Origin of the sequence: Caldichromatium japonicum, assembly GCF_011290485.1 — a bacterium.
GTDB lineage: Bacteria > Pseudomonadota > Gammaproteobacteria > Chromatiales > Chromatiaceae > Thermochromatium > Thermochromatium japonicum.
The window spans coordinates 2,609,166-2,631,473 of record NZ_CP048029.1 but is presented as its reverse complement, the minus strand read 5'-3'; the positions used below and the strand labels follow the sequence as shown (position 1 = coordinate 2,631,473).

At 60.3% G+C, this 22,308-nt stretch carries 17 protein-coding genes and 4 pseudogenes; 7 read left to right on the top strand and 14 right to left on the bottom strand.

The features are described from left to right. Positions 1–13 precede the first annotated feature (13 nt). The 12 genes and pseudogenes from GWK36_RS12795 to GWK36_RS12740 all read right to left on the bottom strand — a co-directional run. Positions 14–1,152, bottom strand: a pseudogene (locus tag GWK36_RS12795) (IS256 family transposase). A gap of 216 nt (positions 1,153–1,368) precedes the next feature. After that, a complete protein-coding gene (locus tag GWK36_RS12790) occupies positions 1,369–1,914 on the bottom strand; it encodes a DedA family protein (protein ID WP_166271648.1) in 546 nt (181 codons plus the stop codon). After that, complete coding sequence (locus GWK36_RS12785; RefSeq protein WP_166271646.1) at positions 1,911–3,209, bottom strand: ATP-binding protein; 1,299 nt, start codon at positions 3,207–3,209, stop codon at positions 1,911–1,913. The genes GWK36_RS12790 and GWK36_RS12785 overlap by 4 nt, the downstream gene beginning before the upstream one ends. Beyond that, positions 3,206–3,868: a response regulator gene (locus GWK36_RS12780; RefSeq protein WP_166271644.1), complete on the bottom strand. Its 663-nt coding sequence runs from the start codon at positions 3,866–3,868 to the stop codon at positions 3,206–3,208. Before GWK36_RS12780 ends, GWK36_RS12785 begins: the two co-directional genes overlap by 4 nt. 9 nt (positions 3,869–3,877) lie before the next feature. Next, positions 3,878–6,217, bottom strand: a complete 2,340-nt coding sequence (locus GWK36_RS12775) for a plasma-membrane proton-efflux P-type ATPase (protein ID WP_166271642.1) — start codon at positions 6,215–6,217, stop codon at positions 3,878–3,880. Positions 6,218–6,238: 21 nt separating this feature from the next. Then, complete coding sequence (locus tag GWK36_RS12770) at positions 6,239–6,670, bottom strand: universal stress protein (protein WP_166271640.1); 432 nt, start codon at positions 6,668–6,670, stop codon at positions 6,239–6,241. A gap of 30 nt (positions 6,671–6,700) precedes the next feature. Continuing rightward, positions 6,701–7,588 carry a COG4705 family protein gene (locus GWK36_RS12765; RefSeq protein WP_246237568.1) on the bottom strand — a complete coding sequence of 296 codons (888 nt, stop codon included), beginning with the start codon at positions 7,586–7,588 and terminating at the stop codon, positions 6,701–6,703. Beyond that, complete coding sequence (locus tag GWK36_RS12760; RefSeq protein WP_166271638.1) at positions 7,573–8,169, bottom strand: undecaprenyl-diphosphatase; 597 nt, start codon at positions 8,167–8,169, stop codon at positions 7,573–7,575. Before GWK36_RS12760 ends, GWK36_RS12765 begins: the two co-directional genes overlap by 16 nt. 19 nt (positions 8,170–8,188) lie before the next feature. Further along, positions 8,189–8,968 (bottom strand): COG4705 family protein, encoded by a 780-nt coding sequence (locus GWK36_RS12755; protein ID WP_166271636.1) that lies wholly within the window; start codon positions 8,966–8,968, stop codon positions 8,189–8,191. 93 nt (positions 8,969–9,061) lie between these two features. Continuing rightward, on the bottom strand, positions 9,062–9,394 hold the full coding sequence (locus tag GWK36_RS12750) for a PepSY domain-containing protein (RefSeq protein WP_166271634.1): 333 nt from the start codon (positions 9,392–9,394) through the stop codon (positions 9,062–9,064). A 305-nt stretch (positions 9,395–9,699) separates the two neighbouring features. Then, positions 9,700–10,895, bottom strand: a pseudogene (locus tag GWK36_RS12745) (IS256 family transposase). A gap of 152 nt (positions 10,896–11,047) precedes the next feature. Further along, a pseudogene (locus GWK36_RS12740) lies at positions 11,048–11,251 on the bottom strand (zinc finger domain-containing protein); the annotation flags it as partial. 228 nt (positions 11,252–11,479) lie between these two features. Here GWK36_RS12740 and rpoH point away from each other — a divergent pair. Next, positions 11,480–12,319: an RNA polymerase sigma factor RpoH gene (rpoH, locus tag GWK36_RS12735; protein ID WP_166271630.1), complete on the top strand. Its 840-nt coding sequence runs from the start codon at positions 11,480–11,482 to the stop codon at positions 12,317–12,319. 643 nt (positions 12,320–12,962) lie between these two features. On the opposite strand, the pseudogene GWK36_RS15555 reads toward rpoH, so the two are convergent. Together GWK36_RS15555 and GWK36_RS12715 are read right to left on the bottom strand one after the other, a co-directional pair. Further along, positions 12,963–13,701 (bottom strand): annotated as a pseudogene (locus GWK36_RS15555) (IS5 family transposase); the annotation flags it as partial. A gap of 100 nt (positions 13,702–13,801) precedes the next feature. After that, positions 13,802–14,946 (bottom strand): IS3 family transposase gene (locus GWK36_RS12715; RefSeq protein WP_425482759.1). Its coding sequence is split into 2 segments (ribosomal slippage): positions 13,802–14,694 and positions 14,694–14,946, totalling 1,146 coding nucleotides; the frame shifts between segments, so codons are not numbered across the junction. A gap of 43 nt (positions 14,947–14,989) precedes the next feature. On the opposite strand from GWK36_RS12715, the gene GWK36_RS12710 reads away from it, so the two are divergent. The 6 genes from GWK36_RS12710 to GWK36_RS12685 all read left to right on the top strand — a co-directional run bounded on the left by GWK36_RS12710 (position 14,990) and on the right by GWK36_RS12685 (position 22,242). Beyond that, positions 14,990–15,460 (top strand): hypothetical protein, encoded by a 471-nt coding sequence (locus GWK36_RS12710; RefSeq protein WP_166271622.1) that lies wholly within the window; start codon positions 14,990–14,992, stop codon positions 15,458–15,460. Positions 15,461–15,622: 162 nt separating this feature from the next. After that, entirely contained in the window at positions 15,623–15,802 is a 180-nt protein-coding gene (locus GWK36_RS12705) for a glycosyltransferase family protein (RefSeq protein ID WP_166271620.1), read from the top strand. 6 nt (positions 15,803–15,808) lie between these two features. Further along, a complete protein-coding gene (locus GWK36_RS12700; protein WP_246237567.1) occupies positions 15,809–16,951 on the top strand; it encodes a glycosyltransferase family 4 protein in 1,143 nt (380 codons plus the stop codon). Between the two features lie 1,740 nt (positions 16,952–18,691). Continuing rightward, the gene (bchO, locus tag GWK36_RS12695) at positions 18,692–19,594 is read left to right on the top strand and encodes an alpha/beta fold hydrolase BchO (RefSeq protein ID WP_166271618.1); all 903 of its coding nucleotides are present in this window, start codon (positions 18,692–18,694) and stop codon (positions 19,592–19,594) included. 76 nt (positions 19,595–19,670) lie between these two features. After that, on the top strand, positions 19,671–21,179 hold the full coding sequence (locus GWK36_RS12690; RefSeq protein ID WP_166271616.1) for a phytoene desaturase: 1,509 nt from the start codon (positions 19,671–19,673) through the stop codon (positions 21,177–21,179). Further along, complete coding sequence (locus GWK36_RS12685; RefSeq protein ID WP_166271614.1) at positions 21,160–22,242, top strand: phytoene/squalene synthase family protein; 1,083 nt, start codon at positions 21,160–21,162, stop codon at positions 22,240–22,242. Before GWK36_RS12690 ends, GWK36_RS12685 begins: the two co-directional genes overlap by 20 nt. The last annotated feature ends 66 nt before the right edge of the window (positions 22,243–22,308 follow it).

Genomic DNA, 22,308 nt, shown 5'->3' with positions numbered 1-22,308 from the left:
TTTTTCGACAGTTTCAACGGCTGTCCTTAAGCCACGCCTCGTGGGTTTCGACGCACAGCGCGCGGATCAGCCGCAGGCAGGACTCGGCGTTAGAGAAGATCCGCACCACGCGAGTGCGGCGCTTGATCTCCTCGTTGAGCCGCTCCAGCATGTTCGTGCGCTTCATGTGCTTGTGATGCTCGCGCGGCAATCGGTAAAACGTCAGCGTCTCGGTGATGTTCGCTTCCACCCAATCGACCCGTTTCGGATACTTGCCCGCCCATTTGGCGATCCAGGCCGAGAGGTCACGATGGGTCTCCTGGATGTCGCGGCGGTCGTAAATCCAGCGTAGCTCCTGAAGACAATCGTCGTCCGCCTTCCTTGGCAGGTCGTCCAGGGCATCCTCAAGGAAATGCACAGAGCAGCGCTGCCAGGCGGCTTCGGTCAGCACCTCGCGGATAGCTTTCTTGAGGCCCGCATGGTCGAAGGACAACGACGAATTCGACACCGGACAGGCCACGCTCCTTGAGTCGAATCAGAAAGTCGCGCCACGCACTCTGGCTCTCGCGGTTGGCCAACTCAACGGCCAACACCTGTCGTTGTCCTTCCCAATTGATGCCGATGGCAATCAGTACCGCCCGGTGGCTGATCACGCCCGCATCCCGTACTTTCTCGTAACGGGCATCGAGGATCAGGTAAGGGTAGGCTTCGGTAAGGGGGCGGTTGGCAAACCGCGCCAGCGCCTCGTCAAGCCCTTTGTTGATGCTGCTGATGGCACTGGCCGAAAAGCTGTGGCCACAGAGCTCTTCGGTGATAACCTTGACCTTGCGGCTGGAGACGCCTTGCACATACCTTTCGGCCAAGGCCGCCACCAGGGCCTTCTCGCTCCTGGCATCGCGCTCGAACAGGGCCGTGGAGAATTCGCCGCTTCTGTCCCGCGGCACGCGCAATTCCAGCTTGCCGATCCGAGTCACCAGACCGCGGCTTGAGTCGCCAGCACGCTAGCCGTTGCGACGCTCTGTCCGTTCGCCCGGCGCCGCCCCCAGAAATTCGGCCATCTCGCCTTCCAGCACTTGCCTAGAGCGCCTCCTTCAGCAGCGCCTTCATCAGGTCACGGTCGCCCGCCACCGCTTCCACTGCCGACAACTTCCTCTTAATCTTGCCTGTGGTCATGGTTTGCACTCCTTCAGGGTTCAAGGTCGATCTCGACAATCAACCCCTCACCATGACCACCCGCCTGCTTGCTAACTGCAGACGCTTTTGCACATAAGTCGGCACACTACCCCTCAGAAACCCACATGGCTACGAGTTCTGCCGTTTTTTGCTCCGCCCAGACCCAGGCTCTTCAGCCCAGTCGCGTTTTGCTGCTCCCCCCTGGTTCTGCGCCTTTTATTTTCGTGTTTTTCGCTTAAACCAGGTCAGACCGCCAGCTGCCAGTATTGCGACCAAGACGATCTCTTCGACTCGCTTGAGATCGTTGATGAGTGCACTGAGCGCAAGCCCGAACACATAACCCGCTCCTGATACGGCAATCGCCCACAGAGCCGCGCCAATCAGGTTCAGTACGACGAAGCGAAGCACCGGCACACGGCTTGATCCCAGCAACAGCGGGCCGGCGATGCGGAGTCCATAAAGAAAGCGGACGATGAGGATGACCAACACCGAATGGCGCTCCAGCAGGTCGTGAACGCGCAACCGATGCTTTGTCAGGGCAGGAAACCGCTGGATCAACACATCGCCTTTCCAGCGCCCGAGCGCAAAAAACAGCTGATCTCCGAGGGCGCCGCCGATCGTTGCGGTCAAGGCGACCAGCGGCCAATCTAGCAAGCCGCGATGGGCCGCAAAACCTGCCGCGATCAAAATGGTTTCGCCTTCAAGAAGCGTACCGGCAAAAACCGCCAGATACCCATACGATACAATGAAGTGGCTGATCACCGAGTCAGCCCTTGCCGGTAGGTAAAAATCGCACCAGATCGATCTTTCCGGTTGCTCAAACTGACCGACCCACCCAGGCGCATCGCTGCTTCGCGGGCAATGGCCAGGCCAAGGCCGCTTCCAGATTCGTAGGTTCCCGCAATCCGGTAGAACGCGTCGAATACGCGCTCACATTCGTCTGGCGGAATTCCCGGGCCGTCATCGAGGACCTCGATGATCGCCGTGTCGTTGTCGGTACTCAACCGGAGCGTTACCTCACCGCCAGCCCGGGAATATTTGAGGGCATTATCCAGCGCGTTGCCGACAATGAGCCGCAACGATTCCGGTGCTGCGGGCAATGTAAATTTTGCATCTTCGTCCAGCCCCAAATCGATGCCCTTGGACTCTGCGGTAGGCAGGTAATCCGCGATCAGCTCACGGGCCAAGGCGGAAATGTCAACGATACTTTCCGTGCCACAGCCCGCTTGGATCCGCGCCAGACTCAGCAATTGCTCGCTAAGCTGACGTGCGCGCTCGATACCTGCCTGCAGGGGCGCAATGCGTTCGCGCATGGCATCCAGAGAGCCTGCCTGGCTGAGGTTCTGGGCTTGCACTGACAACGCCGTCAGTGGACTGCGCAACTCATGCGCCGCATCGGCGATGAAGCGCCGTTGCTGGTCGAGCAACTGATTCACGCGCCCCAGCAGGCGGTTGATGGCTTGAACGAAAGGCGTGATCTCGCTCGGCAATCCCTCGACCTCGATGGCCCTCGGACGATCCACCGCCTGTGCATCCAGATCGCGAGCCAGCTCGATGACCGGATTGAATTCGCGGCGGACGATGCGCACGATGGCGAAAATCAGCAGTGGAAATACGAGAAGCAGAGGTATCAACGTACGCAACGCGCTGTTGATGGCGATTTCATCTCTTGCATCGGTAGGTTGGGCAATGATGGTTTCGGTTTTCGGCGAACCCTCCTGATGGACGAAAATCCGAAGCTCCTCTCCCCGTCTGTTCAGGGTATGAAACCCCGCCGGCAAACGGTCAGGCAACCAGTCCGGACGAGGGCTGCCAGGCAGCCTGATCACCAACACCCGGGATTCAGGATCGTCGATGAGGGTCTCAGCAGCAGTCCTCGCAGCGGTTGCCGGATCGCTGCGTGCGGTCAGCACTGCAATTTGCCGCAGCATGTCGTCCTGGAATTCTCTGGCCTCGTCATAAGCCAGAAGAAAGGAGGCCGTCGTCGCGGCCAGACCAAACACCACAATGACCAGGCCGAGTACGCTGGACAGATGCCGTTGCAGTGAGTGGTTCATTTCGGTTTTTCTACCATCCAGCCCGCGCCGCGCACGTTCTTGATCACATCGGCTCCCAGCTTCTTACGCACGCCGTGAATCAGAAAATCCACGGCATTGCTTTCGACCTCCTCGTTCCAGCCGTAGATGCGCTCTTCGAGTTCGCTACGACCGAGAATGGCGCCCGGACGCAGCAGCAAGGCGTGTAGCAGCGCAAATTCCCGCGCGCTGAGAACCGCGACAAATTTCCCGCAGCACGCCTCCCTTGTTGCCGGATCAAGGCTGACTTTGCCATTGCTGAGTACCGGCGCGGCCTGTCCGCCCTGGCGGCGAATGACCGCCCGCAGCCGCGCCAGCAACTCGTTGACGTCGAACGGTTTCACCACATAGTCATCGGCTCCGAAATCGAGTCCCTTGATTCGGTCATCGACGCCATCGCGGGCAGTGATGACAACGACTGGAACCATATTGCCACGCTGTCTCAAACGCCTGAGCACTTCGAGACCATCGCGCTTGGGAAGCCCCAAGTCGAGTAGCACGGCTTGATGCTCGCCATGATGCAATGCAGCGTCGGCCGTCACGCCATCGGTTACCCAGTCGACGGCATAGGCAGCGTCCTTGAGGGCCACGGATACCGCCTCGCCGATCATCGGATCGTCTTCAACCAGGAGTATGCGCATGGCACTCCTTCATGCCAGCCCGAAGCGGCGGAAAATGCCGATCTTCAGAAAATCCATCAACACCAGGTAACCCATTGCCACTGCCAGCAATCCACCGATCAGCGCCGGGCTGATGGCGGTCATCAAGATACCCTGGCTCGCCATGAGGCCGACCACCGCGATGTCGATCACGCTGGCGATCAGCAGCCATCGGCTGGGCCGCGACCGCCAGAAATGGCGTCGTTCGCGCACCAGATACACGTTGCCAAGGCCGGTAAACACCAGCATGACGAAAATCAAAGTCTGTAGCTGCGGCAGCGGAAGATGCAACCAGTCGCGCCCGACGAAGAACACCGAGAAGGACAGCACCAGAATGAGCGCAGCCAGTGGCGCTGCAGTCGCCATGAGATTGGGAATGCGCCAGCGCTCCGGCTTGCGGGAAAACTCCACGCGATCGGTGGCAATGGACATGGTGACGAAATCGTTGGTAAACAGCAGCAGCACGATGAGCAGCGGTGTAATGACAAATACGCCGGTCAGCATCACGCCAACGCTCATGAAAATGGCGATTTCCAGCGTCTTGATGATTTTGTTGAGGGTGTACGTGAGCATGCGCTGATAGATGCGCCGACTGGTTTCGACGGCTGCCACCACGTCGCCCAGTCCCGGATTGGTGAGCACCAGGCTGGCGGCGGCCTTGGCCACGTCGGTGGCGTTGGCCACGGCGATGCCGACCTCGGCCTGCTTGAGCGCCGGGGCGTCGTTGACGCCGTCACCCGTCATGCCGGTTACGTGGCCGGAGCGTTGCAGTGCCTGCACGAGATGAAATTTGTCCTCGGGAAACACCTGGGCGAACACATCGCATTGCGCGATGGATGAGGCACCGTTTTCCACGAGCATGCTCGCCGGGCAGGTACGTTCACCAATACCGACTTCCTTGGCCACCGTCCGTGCCGTGGCCTGACCGTCGCCGGTGACCATCACCACACGCACACCGAGTTGGCGCAGGTTCTCCACCAGCGCTGCGGAATCCTTGCGCGGCGGGTCTTGCAAGGCCACCAGGCCAGCGAATTGCAGCGCGGTCTCGTCGCCAATGGCCACACCCAGCACGCGATAGCCGCCGGCCGCGAGGGCTTCGACTTCGGCGGCAACGTCTGGCGCCCCGGCCAGGGCGGCGACTTCGAGTGAAGCGCCCTTGACGGCGCGGCGGGTGAGGCCATTTTCCTCGAACACCGTTTCAGAGCGCCGCGTCTGCGGATCGAAAGGGGTGAAGCGGATGCGCCGTGGCGGAGACTGCAGTAGCGAACGTTCGCGGGCAGCGCCCAGGATGGCCAAGTCGATCGGGTCTTGCGTCGCATCGTCGCAGGCGATCGCGGCGATGCGCAGCAGGTCGTTTTCTGAAATGCCATTTGCCGGCTTAAGCGCGGCCAGCGAGAGGCGGTTTTCGGTGATCGTGCCGGTCTTGTCGCTGGCGAGCACATCCATGGCGGCAGCCTCCTCGATCGCCGACAGGCGCGTGACCAGCACCCCGCGCTTGGCGAGTTCCAGGGAACCCAATGCCGTGGCCAGGGTGAAGGTGGCGGGCAAGGCCACGGGAACGGACGCAACCAAGAGAATCAGGGCGAAGGGAACCACATCGACGAGCGCCATCCCCGTCGTCACGGCATAGACCAGCAGCGCAGCAACGAGCACGATGTCCAGCAGGACCAGATATTTGACGATGCCGAAAATCACCGCTTCGAGATGGCTCACGGTCTTGGCGCTGCGCACCAGCTCGGCGGTCTTGCCGAAACGCGTGCGCGATCCGGTGGCGGTTACCTGACCGGTGGCTTCGCCGCGCGTCACCACGGCGCCGGACCAGACATCCGTTCCTGGACCGCTTTCCACGGGCAAAGACTCTCCGGTGAGAGTGGACTGATCGACTTGCACCCGGCCCTCGACGAGACGCAGATCGGCAGGCACCAGATCGCCCATGCGTAGATGGACCGCGTCGCCCGGAACCAAGTTCCGGGCTGGCACGAATTGCCAGCGACCATCGCGCAGTACCCGCGCCTGGATGTCGAGGCGTTGTCGAAGCAGGGTCAGCGCCTTGTTGGCGCGGCCTTCCTGAAGGTAGCCTAGAACGGCATTGACCACCAGCAAGACGGCAATGACGGCGGCCTCGTCCGGCTTGCCGATCGCAATTTGCAGGATGATGGTGATCTCGAGCATCCAGGGCACCGGCGACCAGAACTTGCGCAACAAGGCCAGTAGCGGATGTGTTTTCTCCTCCGCCACTTCATTCGGGCCGAACTGCTCCAGTAGCCGTGCCGCCTCACTCGAGCTCAAACCCGCAAGCGGGCTTGCCGTCGTGGTGCCCTGTTCGATCATGAGGCTGTTACTTTCCCCGGATCAGCAGCACGGCGTGCTCGCCACCCGCACCACGCCTTCGGCGACACTGCCCAGGAACAAGTGGCTGATGCCCCGACGACCGTGGGTGCCAATGACGATCACATCAGCGGGCCAGCTTTGCGCTGCATCCGCGATGGCCTCCGGAATGCGACGGCCGAGGGTGTCAATTTCAAGGAGCCTGGTCTCGGCCGCAATACCGGCCTCACGCGCAGCGGCTTGCGCCTTGGCAAGAACAGTCTCGCCGCTCTTGCGCATGGCTTCCCATATCTCGTTGGGGACGGGAAACTCACTATCAAAGTTGATGTTCACCATTTCGACCGCATGCACGATCATTAGTTTGCCGTTGAAAGCCCTGGCCAATTTGATCGCCTCCTGCAAGGCTATTTCAGAGGTGTGACTGCCATCAACGGCAACCAGTATATTGCGGTACATGTCGTCTCCTTTCGCCAGAACCCAAGAGGTTCATTTGTCTATCACAGCAACCTTCCCTATCTCCGCATCCCCGTCTCGCGACATGCCTTGTACCTGCTTGTCGAACGTCGATGGACGCATCGGGGCGATCGCTTTTGCCGGTCGTTGCCGGAACAGCGCTATGCACAGGATGATAAAAGCCAGCAACACAACCGATGCCGTGTAACGGCTGAGTGCCATGCCGCCAGCCGATATCGGCTTGTCGAGAAAATCCCCGACCACCGCTCCGAGCGGCCGGGTCAGGATGAAGGCTGCCCAGAACAGCACCGTGTGGGAAATCCGTGTCCAGAGATATGCCGCGACAACGATCAACAGCAAGCCCCCAAATACGATCGCGCCTCCCTCGTAACCAAGCCCTGCGGTGTCGGCCGTCCAGTCGCCCAACGCGGTGCCGAGCGTCTGGGAGAACATGATCGTGACCCAGTAGAACATTTCCGACTTCGGCGAGCCGACGCTGTCCATCGCTACGGAGCCGAGCGTCTTGTACCAGATGGCCAGCGAACCCATTAGCAGCGCGAACAGCAGGCTTGCGCCGCCGGTGTAACCGATGCCGAGTGAACGATCGGCGAAATCCGCCAGCGTCGTCCCGACGGTGGTGGTTGCGATAATGGTCGTCCAATACAGCAGCGGATGAAAGCGCTTGGCCCGAATCTGAGCCGCCACGGCGATGAGAAAAACCGCCGCGAAGATTGCCGTGCCGACGAGATAGCCAAGGTGCATCGACATCGACACGGCATCGCCGCCGGTTTCGCCCAGCGTCGTCGCGGCGATCTTGATGATCCAGAAAATCAGCGTAACTTCCGGAACCTTGCTCAATGCTTGTCGACTTGAATCATCCATAGTGAATTCATGATTGTTTGTGCTCATTGTCTCACCCATCCCTTTTCGATCAAACTGGCAAAAGCCCACCGGTGGGCACGTTGCATCGCCTGAACGAGAGGCGCCACGAAGCGATGTTCCTCCCCGAGAATCAGCCAGGCGCTGCCGAAGGCCACGAGGGCGGCGCCCAGCATGTCCAACGGGAAATGCACGCCCAGATAGATGCGCGCCCACGCTACCGGGAGGCCAAGCAATGCCGCCACCCCACCGGCCACACGCGTCCGCTCATGGAGCAGCAGGCTGAAGGCGACGGCCCAGATCAGGGTCAGATGATCGCTCGGAAACGAGCTGTCTGGTGCATGTACCATCAGCGTCTGCCCGATGCCAACCACGAAGGGGCGTGGGTGCGCCCAGACGAGCCCGATCAGTTGGTTGATCAAGAGCCCGGCCAGTCCCGATGCCGTCGCCGCGACCAGCGCATGACGGGTCGCGGCCGAGCCGCGCAGCCAGCCAAAAACCATTCCTATTGGTACGATCCAGATCAACCCATCAGCCAGCAGGCGAGCCACCCCAACCGCGATGCCGGAAGCGCCCGGCGCGGCGTTGAGTAGCAGAAACAGCGTTTGATTCCAGTGTTCCATATCATCCGCTCCGATGAAATCAGGCCGTCCGGGGAATCACGTCCTTGCGGGTGACGCTCAGGAAAACGACCAAGCCCAGAATGGTCGTGAGAAATATCAGGCTGGTCGTTACCGTGCCCAGTCCCAAACCACCGTTGGCGATCGGTTGCGACAGCCAGTCGCCGCAGGAAGCACCGAGAGGGCGCGTCAGGATATAGGCGATCCAGAAAGCCAGAACGGCATTGGCCTTGAAGCCGTAATAGGCCACGGTGACGGCGGCGATCAGCGCACCGAACATGAGCGCGGAGTTGGCATACCCAAGCTTCATACTCTCGGCAACGAGATCGCCTGCAGCTGTGCCGAGGGCAAAAGTAAACAGAATGGCCGCCCAGTAGAACAGTTCGCGCCGGGTCGTAACGATGGAGTGAATCGACAAAGTCTTCTCGCGGGCATACCAGAGGGCGAACGTGGCCAGCAGGGCGATGCCGAATGCGGCTGTGGTTGTTTCCAGCGCGATCCCGAAGTTATCCACCAGATTGTCGGTGATGAGGGTGCCGACGATGCTGATCAGTACGACGTTCATCCAATACAGCCATGGGACATATTTCCTGGCACGCAACTGGATGAACAGGAAGACAGCCAACAGGCCAGCCATGACGAGGGACGTCCCGGTCAGCCCGAAATTCAGATTGAAGTTGAGGAAATCGGCCCCGGTTTCGCCCACCGTGGTCGCCATGGTCTTGATGATCCAGAAGTACAGCGTGACTTCCGGCACCTTGTTCAGCATTAGCAGCGCTTCATCGCGCGCGAGTGTTTTCATTTCGATTCTCCCGTGTCAGTAGCCGAGCTATGGTTCGACCCAGCCGATAAGCCGGAAGCGGCTACGCCGCCCCCGGCAATCCGACCTCACCGATCAGTCGGCCTGGTCATGGTCGTCGTCGTGATCAGTCTGGTCCTCGGTGGCGACGATCACCTTGCCGTTTGCCGGATCGACTTTCACGTCCATGACCTTCTTGCCGGTCACGACCTCGACATCGAAGACCCACTGGCCCTTGTGCTTCTCGAGCTCTGCGCGGGATGCCTTGCCACCGACGTGCTGCTCGGCGGCGGTAACAGCCTGGGTCAGGCCGATCTTTGCGGCTTCGATCGCCAAAGCGTCGTTTTCCATTGCTTTGGCGGCATAGGCGCTGCCAATCGCGGTGGCGGAAAGTGCGGCAAGCGCAGTCAGATATATATTACGTTTCATGATGGTCACTCCTTCAAAGTCACGCGGATATTCGCGTGGATGTAAAGGTAACCAGCGAGAATTAGCGGAGAGTTAGCGTGAAACGCAAAGCAAATTTGCATCGCCCTCAATTGATTGGACACGGATTTGCGGTTCATGCGGCCTTTCGGGTGGCATGAGCCTGCTGGGCTTCCAGGGGTGACATGAAGCCCAGAGTTGTGTGCGTCAAGTTGTGCAAAATCGTGGTCGGGTAAATGGTTGATCCTGTTTGCGCAGTTGGCGCCGCTGCGGGCTACGCCCGTTGTGCCGCCAACTGCGCGGTTGCCTCAGGCGGCCAGTCGCAATGCCTCCTTTTTCTGCTCCGCGAGCAGCATCCTGTTCAGGTAACGGCTGTCCTTAAGCCACGCCTCGTGGGTTTCGACGCACAGCGCGCGGATCAGCCGCAGGCAGGACTCGGCGTTAGAGAAGATCCGCACCACGCGAGTGCGGCGCTTGATCTCCTCGTTGAGCCGCTCCAGCATGTTCGTGCGCTTCATGTGCTTGTGATGCTCGCGCGGCAATCGGTAAAACGTCAGCGTCTCGGTGATGTTCGCTTCCACCCAATCGACCCGTTTCGGATACTTGCCCGCCCATTTGGCGATCCAGGCCGAGAGGTCACGATGGGTCTCCTGGATGTCGCGGCGGTCGTAAATCCAGCGTAGCTCCTGAAGACAATCGTCGTCCGCGCGCCGAGGCAGGTCGTCCAGGGCATCCTCAAGGAAATGCACAGAGCAGCGCTGCCAGGCGGCTTCGGTCAGCACCTCGCGGATAGCTTTCTTGAGGCCCGCATGGTCGAAGGACAACGACGAATTCGACACCGGACAGGCCACGCTCCTTGAGTCGAATCAGAAAGTCGCGCCACGCACTCTGGCTCTCGCGGTTGGCCAACTCAACGGCCAACACCTGTCGTTGTCCTTCCCAATTGATGCCGATGGCAATCAGTACCGCCCGGTGGCTGATCACGCCCGCATCCCGTACTTTCTCGTAACGGGCATCGAGGATCAGGTAAGGGTAGGCTTCGGTAAGGGGGCGGTTGGCAAACCGCGCCAGCGCCTCGTCAAGCCCTTTGTTGATGCTGCTGATGGCACTGGCCGAAAAGCTGTGGCCACAGAGCTCTTCGGTGATAACCTTGACCTTGCGGCTGGAGACGCCTTGCACATACCTTTCGGCCAAGGCCGCCACCAGGGCCTTCTCGCTCCTGGCATCGCGCTCGAACAGGGCCGTGGAGAATTCGCCGCTTCTGTCCCGCGGCACGCGCAATTCCAGCTTGCCGATCCGAGTCACCAGACCGCGGCTTGAGTCGCCAGCACGCTAGCCGTTGCGACGCTCTGTCCGTTCGCCCGGCGCCGCCCCCAGAAATTCGGCCATCTCGCCTTCCAGCACTTGCCTAGAGCGCCTCCTTCAGCAGCGCCTTCATCAGGTCACGGTCGCCCGCCACCGCTTCCACTGCCGACAACTTCCTCTTAATCTTGCCTGTGGTCATGGTTTGCACTCCTTCAGGGTTCAAGGTCGATCTCGACAATCAACCCCTCACCATGACCACCCGCCTGCTTGCTAACTGCAGACGCTTTTGCACATAAGTCGGCACACTACCCTCCTTCCCCCCACAATACATCCCCCCACCTCTATACCCCCTCAAGATCTACCCCACCACACTTGACACCCAGAACAATAACAACTCATGCGCCCTGAAAGACGCACCCCCTCGATCAATCCACCACAGCGTTTGCAAAATTCCCCAGAACGACCATAGACCATAAGCGATTGCCTAAAATAACCTGGCGCACCGGACTCGCTGACAAAATCGCGCAGCGTCGTCCCTCCTTGTTCAATAGCTGCGAGCAAACTAAAGCATTTCTAAAGATCCCTAACCATCGGTTTCCACGATAGGAGCGATCGAAACATACGATCTTGATTTCGGCCTCAATCCCCTTGTGCAAGGCTGGATAAATGCCTAGAGTTTTACTCAACAACAGAGGCGGATAATATTAAAAAACCGCGCCGGCTGTGTTGAAAAAATTCTGACAAAAATTCTAAGAAACTATCATAGACCCTGGGGGCTACGCTATGGCCAAAGACTTTCCAATCCTGCCCACTGGCACGATCGAGGCCTATATCAACAGTGCCTATCAGATCCCGGTTTTAAGCGCTGAGGAGGAGCGTTCTCTAGCCTTGCGGTTGCGCGACCACAACGATATGGAGGCGGCTAGGCGTCTGGTCATGGCCCATCTGCGTTTTGTGATTCGCATTGCGCGTGGCTATCTTGGCTATGGTCTGCCGTTGGCAGATCTGATCCAAGAAGGCTCTGTGGGTTTGATGAAGGCGGTGCGCCGCTTTGAGCCGGATATAGGGGTGCGTCTGGTCTCTTTCGCGGTGCATTGGATCCGCGCCGAGATCCATGAGTATATCCTGCGCAACTGGCGCATCGTGAAGGTGGCAAACACCAAGGCCCAGCGCAAGCTGTTTTTCAATCTGCGCAGTTCAAAAAAGCGTTTGGGCTGGTTGACCAGGGAAGAGGTAGAGGAGGTCGCTGCTGAGCTCGGTGTCAAACCAGAGATCGTGTTACAGATGGAGGCCCGTCTTGCCAATCAGGATTTGTCTTTCGATGGGTATGATGATGAGAGCGACGAGAGTGCGATGGCACCCGCGACCTATTTGCCTGATCTACGCCTCGAACCTTCGCGTCTCCTAGAGCGCGAGGATACGGATCGTGATCAACGCGAACGTCTCTATGCAGCGATCGAAGGCCTAGATGAACGCAGCAAGACCATCTTGGTCGAGCGCTGGTTGTCTGAAAAGAAACGGACCCTACATGAACTCGCCGACCAGTTTGGCGTCTCCGCGGAGCGTATCCGACAGATCGAAAAGAACGCCATGAAAAAGGTGCGGATACAGCTTGAGGACTAACCCATTTGACTTGACATCCTCTCCGGCCTGAAGGCCGGAGATTCCTAGGGCGCTCAGGCTCGGTATTGAGCTGTCCCTGAGTCGCTTCTATGGCTTCCTGCTTCCGACTGCTAGCGCAGTTCGCTCCATAGGCCATCCGGGCGTGTCTCGCCCTTAAAACATTGATCGTGCCGACCGCATCAGCGTTTTCCGTTTTCCTCGAAACCACATTCGACGCGCCGAAACTGCGTCTGGCGATTGTCCGCCGACATATACCCACAACACGGAGACGTCCAGCTCCTGTGTTGCGGCAGCACGATAAGCCGGCTACTGTGCTACGCCAGCTTGTAATCCAGTTGGCGACGGAACTCAAACCAGCCTTGGTCGAGGATGGACTTGTTCAGGACCGATTTGGCCCGAACGTTTTTACCCGGCGTTTCAGTTGTGCTTGCCAAGGGCGCAGCATCCCTCCTTCACGCCAGGCTGAACGCAGAAAAGCGACATGAGCGTCACAGAAACCATCAAACGCCAGATCACCGCTATCGAGCATCGCGACGACCTGTCCGATCAGGCCAAGGTCGATTAGATCACGCACATCGCCTGCGGGGTCTGCACCGGGATCGCGATCCAGCCGCTCCCCTCGTTGTGTGAGCCGGAGTGTGAGCCGGAACATCATGTTCTCGGCGATGCTGCGGCGGTGATAGCCACTGCTCTTGTTCCAGCCGTCTTTTCCGTGCGTGGCAATATGCGCAACGATGGCATCGCGGGGATGCTCCCTACTCCACGCGACGGCCCCCTTGCGTGGTGGAATCGCGGCCTGGGCGCCGCCCTCGGCAATGGCACGATGGCATGCATGCGTGTCATCGGCCCCATCGGCCGAAACCTGGGCCACCTCGCCTTCAGCCTGCGCCAGCAAATCCGGGAGCATTTCGCTGTCACCCCAGTCGGCCGTGGTCACCTCGATACCGATAATGTCCTTCTCGCGCTCATCCATAGCCAGACGGATCTGACGCCCGGTTCGGCGCTTGCTCGCTCCATGCAGGCCTACCTTCCACTCGCCCTCACCGAAGACCTTTAGGCCGGTTGAGTCGATTAAGACATGCACGCGATCCTTGCCCGGGCGGCACGCAATCTTCACCGGCAGTTATGCAGTTCGACGCGACATGTGGGGTATGATCGGGCACCGACAGGTCCAGCCCAGTGAGGCACATCTGCGACTTCATCAGCCCTTCGCTAGCCCGGCAGGTCAGACGAAATAGCGTCTTCAGGGTCAAAGAGATCTGGATCGCCAGATCCGAGTACAAGACAGGCCTACCGCCTCCGGTCGACGGGGGCGGGGTCTAGGCTGCCTTGATCGTGTCCACATCGAACCATACACTGAGCTCGCCACGTTGCAATCGAGCAGGGCATGGCGGCGTCGGATCTTTTAGCCCATGTGCGGTTATTACATGGTCAAAGCGATTTTGAGGTTCCCTCTGTTTTTCGTCTTCCAACCTATTGGCATTATGCCGCCAATTTCTGCTCATGCTGAGCGCTGATCCAGCCCTCCAGGAACTTCATGGGCGAGGCGTAGCCGAGCGGCGAATGCTTTCGCCTGCGGTTGTAGAACGGCTCGATATAGTCGAACAGATCGGCCGCCGTTGCATCCCGCGTGCCGTAGCGGGTGCCATGCACCCGCTCATTCTTCAAGCTGTTGAAGAAGCTCTCGGTCGGCGCGTTATCCCAGCAGTTCCCCTTGCGGCTCATCGAGCAGATCATGCCATACTCTTTCAGCCGCGCCTGAAAGGCGCCACTTGCATACTGGCTTCCCCGGTCGGAGTGATGAATCAGCCCCGGGGTCGGCTTCTTGCGGAACCACGCCATGGTCAGCGCATCGATTACGATGTCCGTCGTCATCCTTGGCTTGATCGACCAGCCCACGACTTCCCTGTTGAACAGATCGAGGACCACGGCCAGGTAGAGCCAACCTTCATCGGTCCAGATGTAGGTCAGATCAGCCGTCCAGACCTGATTCGGCGCTACCGGCAGGCTGTGCCTGGAATCCGTCGTCGCCTTGAATCGCCGCTTGTGGCGGGCACGGATACCGTTCTCGCGCATCAGGCGTTCGACGCGTTCCTTGCTCTCCGGAAAGCCGCGCTCCCGCAACTCCCGCGTGATGCGCGGGCTGCCGTAGGCCCCTTTCAGTTCAGCGTGGATGGCGCGGATCAGCGCCAGCATCTGCGTATCCGTGAGCCGTTTGCGTTCCGCCGTGCCGCCGCGCTTCCAGGCGCGGTAGCCGCTGGCGCTCACCGCCAGCGCCTCGCACATTCCCGTCAGTTCGAATTCCTTCCGATGCGTGTCGATCCACGCGTACTTCATAGCGCATCTCTCGCAAAGTACGCCGCCGCTTTTTTTAGGATTTCGTTCTCGCGCTTGAGCCGAACGTTCTCCGCCCGCACCCGCGAGAGCTCCATTTGCTCCGGCGTGACCGGCTTCGTGCCAGGGCCGTTGAGCTTGCCCGCCTCGAACGCCTTGACCCAGTTGCGCAGCGTCTGCTCGATCAGCCCCAGCTCCTTCGCTACCACCCCAACCGTCTGGCCCGTCTTTACCCGCTTTACCGCCAACTCCCGAAATTCGGCCGTGTATTCCTGCTTCGGTATCTTCTTCAACTTCGTTGCTCCTTCCAATCTACGGGGCGTTATACCCCATCCCTTGGAAGACGAAATTTCGGGGGAAGCTCAAACCTGTCCGATAAGGATCATCCGCCTTCCTGACGGGGGCGCCGCCAATGGCGCGGGACCATGGCGGCGACGCGGTTGGGAAGATCTCATCCAGGCGCGCGACAGCTTGCTGAGAAAGCCTTTTGAGGGACAGGCGGTGATGGCGCTCCAGACGCTGGTCGCGAACAAGGTGACGGGAAATAATTCCTCCTTCCATATCGATGGTTGCTTGATGATCCTGGCAGGCTTGGAGAAAGATGCGAAATATGTCGACTTGCCGTTGTTCCGCTGGCTGCTACCCTATCTGCGTGGCCGGTTATATCTCTCGGCAGCCGATCCCGAAGGCACTGATCAAGGATGCAAAAGCGCAGCGCCAGGCAGAGGGGGCGCTGAATCGGCCCGATTGATGGTCGCCGAAACCGCCAGTGCCGGGCAATATCGTCTGGCCTTAGGCTTGATTTGAGGTTGCCGACGGGATTTTTGCCGGCCAGTCGGATGCAGACATGCGCCGACCGTGCGAGTTGTATCGCCGACATATCGAAATCCTGAGAAAACAGCTGATTGAGGACATGGCGGCCAAAGTAAGGAATGGATCATGTCGGGGCCAGATAGCGCTAAACCGCATTTGAGCATCCTGCTGTCCGCGCGCAACGAGGCGACGGGACTGGCCGGGCTGCTGCCGGCAGTCTGCGCCGCCCTGCCCGACGCCGAGGTGATCGGCGTCGATGATGGGTCGGTTGACGGCACTGCCGGCCTCTGCCCGCAGGCGGGATTCCTTTATGTCCTTGATGGACAAGGATGGTGACAAGCGGTGAACGCTGAAACTGGCGGCAAACGATACCTGCTCATCACCCGTAACTTTCCCCCGCTTTGGGGCGGCATGGAGCGGCTCAATTGGCATCTAGCCGAGCAGCTGGCACGGTTTGGCGAAGTGCGGGTGATCGGCCCGCAGGGTGCAGTAACACAGGCGCCTGCAGGCGTGATCGTGCGAGAGGCACCGCTCTCCCCGTTGCCCGGTTTTCTTTTCCATGCGGCGCAGCTGGCGCGTAACGAGGCGCGGACATGGCGGCCCGATGTAGTGATAGCTGGCAGTGGCCTGACGGCGCCGTTGAGTTGGTGGGCTGCCCGTGCCTGCGGTGCGCGCACCGCTGCCTATGTGCACGGGCTGGATATCGTCGTACCGCATCCGGTCTATCGTGCCCTGTGGCGGCCTGCGCTGCGGCGCATGGAGCGCATCATCGCCAATAGTGCGCCCACGGCAAGGCTCGCTTTGGGAATAGGGATTGCGCCTGCGCGAATCGGCATCGTTCACCCGGGCGTGGATCTGCCGATGCCTGATGCTGCCGCCCGCGCGCGCTTTCGCCAGCGTTGGGGCATCGCCCCGGAGACCCCCGTGCTGCTGTCGGTCGGCCGGCTCACTGAGCGCAAGGGCCTGCGCGAGTTCGTGCGGGATGTGCTGCCGATCATCGCTCAGGCTTGGCCCGATGTCGTGCTGGTCATCGTCGGGGATGCGCCCACACAAGCGCTCTATGCCCAGGCGCAATCGCCGCAAAGCATCCTGGAGACCGCACACGCCGCCGGCGTGGCTGACCATGTACGACTCCTTGGCCCGTTGTTCGAGCGAGATTTGTTGACTGACAGCTACTTCGGCGCGGACGTTCATGTCTTTCCGGTGCGCGAACTCCCCGACGATCCCGAAGGGTTCGGCATGGTTGCGATCGAAGCCGCTGCCCATGGCCTGCCGACGGTTGCTTACGCCACCGGCGGGGTCGTCGATGCGGTGGCCGAGGGGGTGAGTGGACGGCTGGTGCCGCCAGGTGATGCCAAGGCCTTTGCCGCTGCCGTCCTGCACACCCTGGATGCACCGCCGCTAGCCAACGCTTGCTGCGCATTTGCGCAGGGGTTTGCTTGGGAGGTGTTTGGCCAACGCCTAGCGAGGGAACTGTCTACGTGATGACCAACGAACAACAGCTTGGCGTGTGGTTTCCCACCGTGCGCGCGCACAGCGGCGCAGACGTGTTTACAGAGCGGCTGTGCGCGGGGCTGCGGCGGACATGTTTTTTCGGACAGTCGGATCAACTCAGGCCGACAGGTTGAAGGGAGCATGGAACATGGGAGCAAAACACAAGCAGCACAGTGCGCAATTCAAGGTGGAAGTGGCGAAGGCGGCCTTGTCGGCGGAGCGTCCCCCTGGAGCGAGGGGTTAGGGTGTTTGCCGTCACGATGCCACCGCCAGCTAACCAGAGCGAGATAGGTAAGCAGAAATACCGTAAAACACAGCCCGAGAGGATAAGCCCACGGTTGGCCCGGAAAGATGGCCATAAACAAACCGCCGCCAAGATAACCGAAGGCCAAGAAGGGTGCTTGTGGGAACAGCCACAGTTCCGGGTGCGCTGGGAACAACCAGCCGCAGATCAAAGACCAAGCCGACCAAAGCACGAGCAGGACAAGCTGCCACCAGTGAAGGCGCCAGTATTTCAGCTCCTTGTTCCAACGGTTGCGAAGATAGTTAGCGGCAGTCATCGGTAAGCCCTAACGGGCTAGCTCAGGGGCGCGAAGCCAGCTTGCCGGCGGAGTGTCCCACTCGAAGCGCTGGTTGGGCAGGGTTATCGGCACGTCGTGTTACCGAACGAATCCGTTCTGCACCTCACGGTATTGCCGCGATTATCCCGGTAGATTGTGTTGCCAAACGAGTCGGTTCTTCCTCGGATAGTGTTTCCTTGATTGTCTCTCCAAATTTCATTGCCGAAAGAATCCCTTCTTCCGTGCAAAGTGTTCCCGGAATCGTCCCGATAAGTCTTATTTCCGAATGAATCGGATCTACCCCTTACCGTATTCCCGGAATCATCACGCCATGTCTCGTTGCCGAAAGAATCAACTCTCCCCCGCCAGGTGTTTCCATCGTCATCTCGGCACGTTGTATTTCCAAAGGAATCAGTGCGACACCGTATATCTGCTGTGGCGTCCATAGCGGTGACGGAAATCGCGGCAACCAGTGCCAGTGCATAGACAGTGAGTTTCATAGTTTCCTCCTTGTCCGTTACGGGCATTGCCTAACGTCTAGTGAACGCAGAAAAAAGTCTATAACACCGGGCGGTCAGGCGCCTACTCAGCAGATCTGCGAGATAACATCCTGAAGCGGAGGGGTTCAACTTCTTCCTCCCCGGCGAACACAGCTTCCGCCGCGCCTACTTCAGCCCTGTCGCCAAAGCTGCTCGACCAGGTGCAGGCGCCGCTGCGCACGAAACATGACCCGATCCGCGCTGCGGTGGTCAGGGTCTGATGGACAGCCAGCGGGGTGGAATCAGCCAAGGCCGGTGCCGAAGGGTGGGTTTTGAGCCTCCCGGATTTAGAGGAGTGTCCCTTGCGCGCTGGTGAGCCTGTGGCAGGCGGTGGGCAATGCGCAGCGTTGCCTAGGTTTGTCCAGAGGGGAGCACAGCCTCGCGCTCAGGCGGACACCGGACAAGCCGGCTGCCCACCACCCCACAGGGTATCGGCGTTCCCTGTCACACCGCCAAGGCTTACGCCTTCGCCAGGGCTGCGAAGTAGGCCTCGTCCGGTATCTGAGCCTTGCCCCCATGGTTGGCGTTCCTTATCAACCGGTCGGCCTGAGCTGATCCGAATGTCCAAAAAAAGTGGAACCGCCGCAGTGTAGAATGGAGCCCAGTTTCAAGAGCAATTGGACCCTTGCGGCATGGCAAACCCCGATAGACCAGACTGGGAACAGGCAGGCAGGGACTGGCCAAACCGTTCAGCCAGCGCCTTTATCTCAGTCGGCGGTGTGCGTTGGCATGTGCAGCGCCTGGGGCAGGGGCCATGCCTCTTGCTGCTGCATGGCACCGGCGCCTCGACCCATTCTTGGCGCGATCTGGCGCCGCTGTTAGCCAAAGTATTTACCATCATCGCCCCGGACCTGCCGGGCCATGGATTTACCACGGCCCCATCTCCTACCCAGATGACGCTGCCAGGGATGGCAGCGCTGGTAGGCGCATTGCTCAAGGCCCTGGCTGTCCAACCCGATCTGGTCTTAGGTCACTCTGCGGGTGCGGCGATCGCTATCCAGGCGCGGCTGGATAATCATCTTGCCCCGCGCGGCATCATCAGCCTCAATGGGGCGCTTTTGCCCTGGCGGGGTCTGCCTGGGCATCTTTTTACCCCTGCCGCTAAGCTCTTTGCTACCAACAGCCTGGTGGCCCGCTGGTTTGCCTGGCGGGCGCGGGATCGGCGGGTCATCGAGCGTCTGATCGCCAGTACCGGATCGACCCTAGATGCGCGAGGCGCCGAGCTCTATCAGCGTCTGATCCAACATCCTGCGCATGTCTGGGCGGCGCTGAGCATGATGGCCAATTGGGACCTGGGATTGATGGAGCAAGGTCTGCCCAGGCTAGATACCCCGCTCTTTTTGATCGTCGGACTCAATGACACCACCGTCTCGCCGCGCGAGGCGCGCCGGGTACGCACCAGCTGCCGCCCCGACGCCGAGCTGTTTGAACTGCCAGGCTTGGGTCATCTGGCCCATGAGGAGCAGCCGCAAGCGGTCGCTGCATTGGTGAAGCGGATCGCAGCGCAGCTTGAGCTGACCAGGACCAATTCCTGACTCATCCCTGGGGATGACGCGCGTCTGATCCTGTTATACTGTCAACTAATCTTGACATTAGGATGAGTAAACAAACTTGACAGTTGCGATTGCGCATGTTCCACGGCCACAAGCGGTCGTGATCGGCAGCGGACTTGGCGGTCTTGCCGCGGCGATACGTCTGGCCGCGCGCGGCTATCGGGTCAGCGTCCTGGAAAAGCTTGATGCCCCCGGCGGGCGGGCATACGTCCATCGGCGCGATGGCTTTGCCTTCGATGCCGGGCCGACCATCATCACCGCGCCCTTTTTGCTCGAAGAGCTGTGGCAGCTCTGCGGCAAGCGATTTGCCGATGATGTCGAGCTGCGTCTGATGGACCCCTTTTATCGCATCCGCTTCGATGATGGCCGGCTCTTTGATTACAGCGGCGATGCCGAGCGGGTGCGTGCCCAGATCGCTGAATACTCGCCTGCGGATGTCGCCGGCTATGACCGGTTCATGGCCATGAGCGAGCAGGTGTTCAAGGTCGGTTTCGAGCAGCTCGCCCATGTGCCCTTTACGCATCTCTCCGACATGCTGCGGGTCGTGCCCGACATGGTCAGGCTCGAAAGCTACCGCAGTGTCTATGGCATGGTGTCGCGCTATATCAAGGACCCCTTCATCCGCCAGGTCCTCTCCTTCCATCCGCTCCTCATCGGCGGCAATCCATTTGTGGTCACCTCGATCTATGTCCTGATCTCGTTTCTTGAGCGCAAATGGGGGGTCTATTCGGCGATGGGCGGGACCGGCGCTGTGGTTCAGGGTCTGGTGAACCTGATCGAGGGGCAGGGGACCGAGATCCGCTATCAGGCGGAGGTCGAGCGCATCCTGGTCAAGGACAGCAGGGCGGTCGGTGTGCGCCTGACCTCAGGGGAGGAGATCAAGGCGGACATCGTGGTCTCCAACGTCGATCCGGCCTTTACCTATGGGCGGCTGCTTGCCGAGCATCCACGCCAGCGCTGGACCGATCGGCGGATCGAGCGGGCGCATTATTCAAACGGGCTGTTCGTCTGGTATTTCGGGACTCGTCGCCAATATCCAGAGGTCAAGCACCATAGCATCCTCTTGGGCCCGCGCTATCGGGGGCTGATCGAGGATATCTTCAAGCACAAGCACCTGGCAGAGGACTTCAGCCTCTATCTCTATCGGCCGACGGCCACCGACCCAAGCCTGGCCCCGCCCGGCTGCGATACCTTCTATGCCCTGGCGCCTGTACCGCATCTGGGGGGCGATGCCGATTGGGAGACCCAGGCTGAGCCCTATCGCGCGCGTATTGCCCGCTATCTGAGCCAAACGCTCATGCCGGGTCTTGAAGACGAGATCGCGACCTCTTTGGTGACCACGCCGCTGGATTTTAAACATCGCTTAAACTCCCATTTGGGGGCGGGTTTCAGCCTGGAGCCCCTCTTGCTGCAAAGCGCCTGGTTTAGACCGCATAATCAAAGCGAAGAGGTTCAACATCTTTATCTGGTCGGCGCGGGGACCCATCCAGGTGCAGGTGTGCCTGGAGTGATCTCATCCGCGCGTATCCTCGACAGGGTGGTGCCCGATGCTGCAAGCTTCGTTTGAACTCCATAAGACCCGCAAGACCCATGCGACGGCGGATGATCTTGCCGCCTGTCGCAACCTCTTGCGTGGGGGGTCAAGGTCGTTTTATGCGGCCTCATTCCTCTTGCCGCCGCGTTTCCGCGATCCAGCGATGGCGCTCTATGCCTTTTGCCGGATCGCCGACGATGCCATCGATTGCATCGGTATCGATTTCATCGGTAATGATCCGGTGTTGCGGGCAGAGGCCCTGGCTGGGCTCTATGACCGGCTCGACCGGATCTATGCGGGCTGCCCGATCGATGACCCTGCCGATCGCGCTTTGGCCGATGTTGTCCATCCCTTCGCCATCCCTAAACGCCTATTTGAGGCCCTGCTCGAGGGCTTTGCCTGGGATGCTGAGGGTCGGCGGTATGAAGACCTGTCAGGTGTGTATGCCTATTCGGCGCGGGTGGCCGGCACCGTCGGGGCCATGATGGCGGCGCTGATGGGTGCGCGCACTGAGGCGCTGGTGGCGCGCGCCTGCGATCTGGGCGTGGCCATGCAGATCACCAATATCTGCCGCGATGTGGGCGAGGATGCCCGCAATGGGCGGATCTATCTGCCGTTGTCTTGGCTGCGCGAGCTTGGGATCGATCCCGATGCCTGGCTGAAGGACCCGAGGTTCAGCCCAGAGATCGCCGCTGTCGTGCAGCGCCTCTTGGCAGTAGCCGACTGGCTCTATCAGCGCGCCGATGCTGGGATCGCAGGTCTGCCCTTGGGGTGCCGCGCAGGGATCAATGCCGCGCGCTATCTCTATGCCGAGATCGGGCGCCAGGTCGAGCGCCAGGGCCTGGACTCGGTCTCGCGCCGCGCAGTGGTCCCGCCAGCCCGTAAGCTGCAATTGCTTGCCCCTATCCTGGGCCGGGCGCTTTTGAGCTCAAACCCGGTGAGCGCCCCGCCGCTTGATGAGACCCGTTTCTTGGTCGAGGCTGTCGTCGCCGCCACCCCCGAACAGCCAGCAGGTTTTGGCGATCGTCTCGTGCGGATGGTGGAGCTGTTCTATGAGCTCGACGAGCGCCAACGCGCGCTGAGTGCGGCCCGCTAAGCGAGCGGTCGACGCCGAGCACCCGCTGTCATACTGCAGGAGGACGCCGGGGCGGGGCTTGTCGTG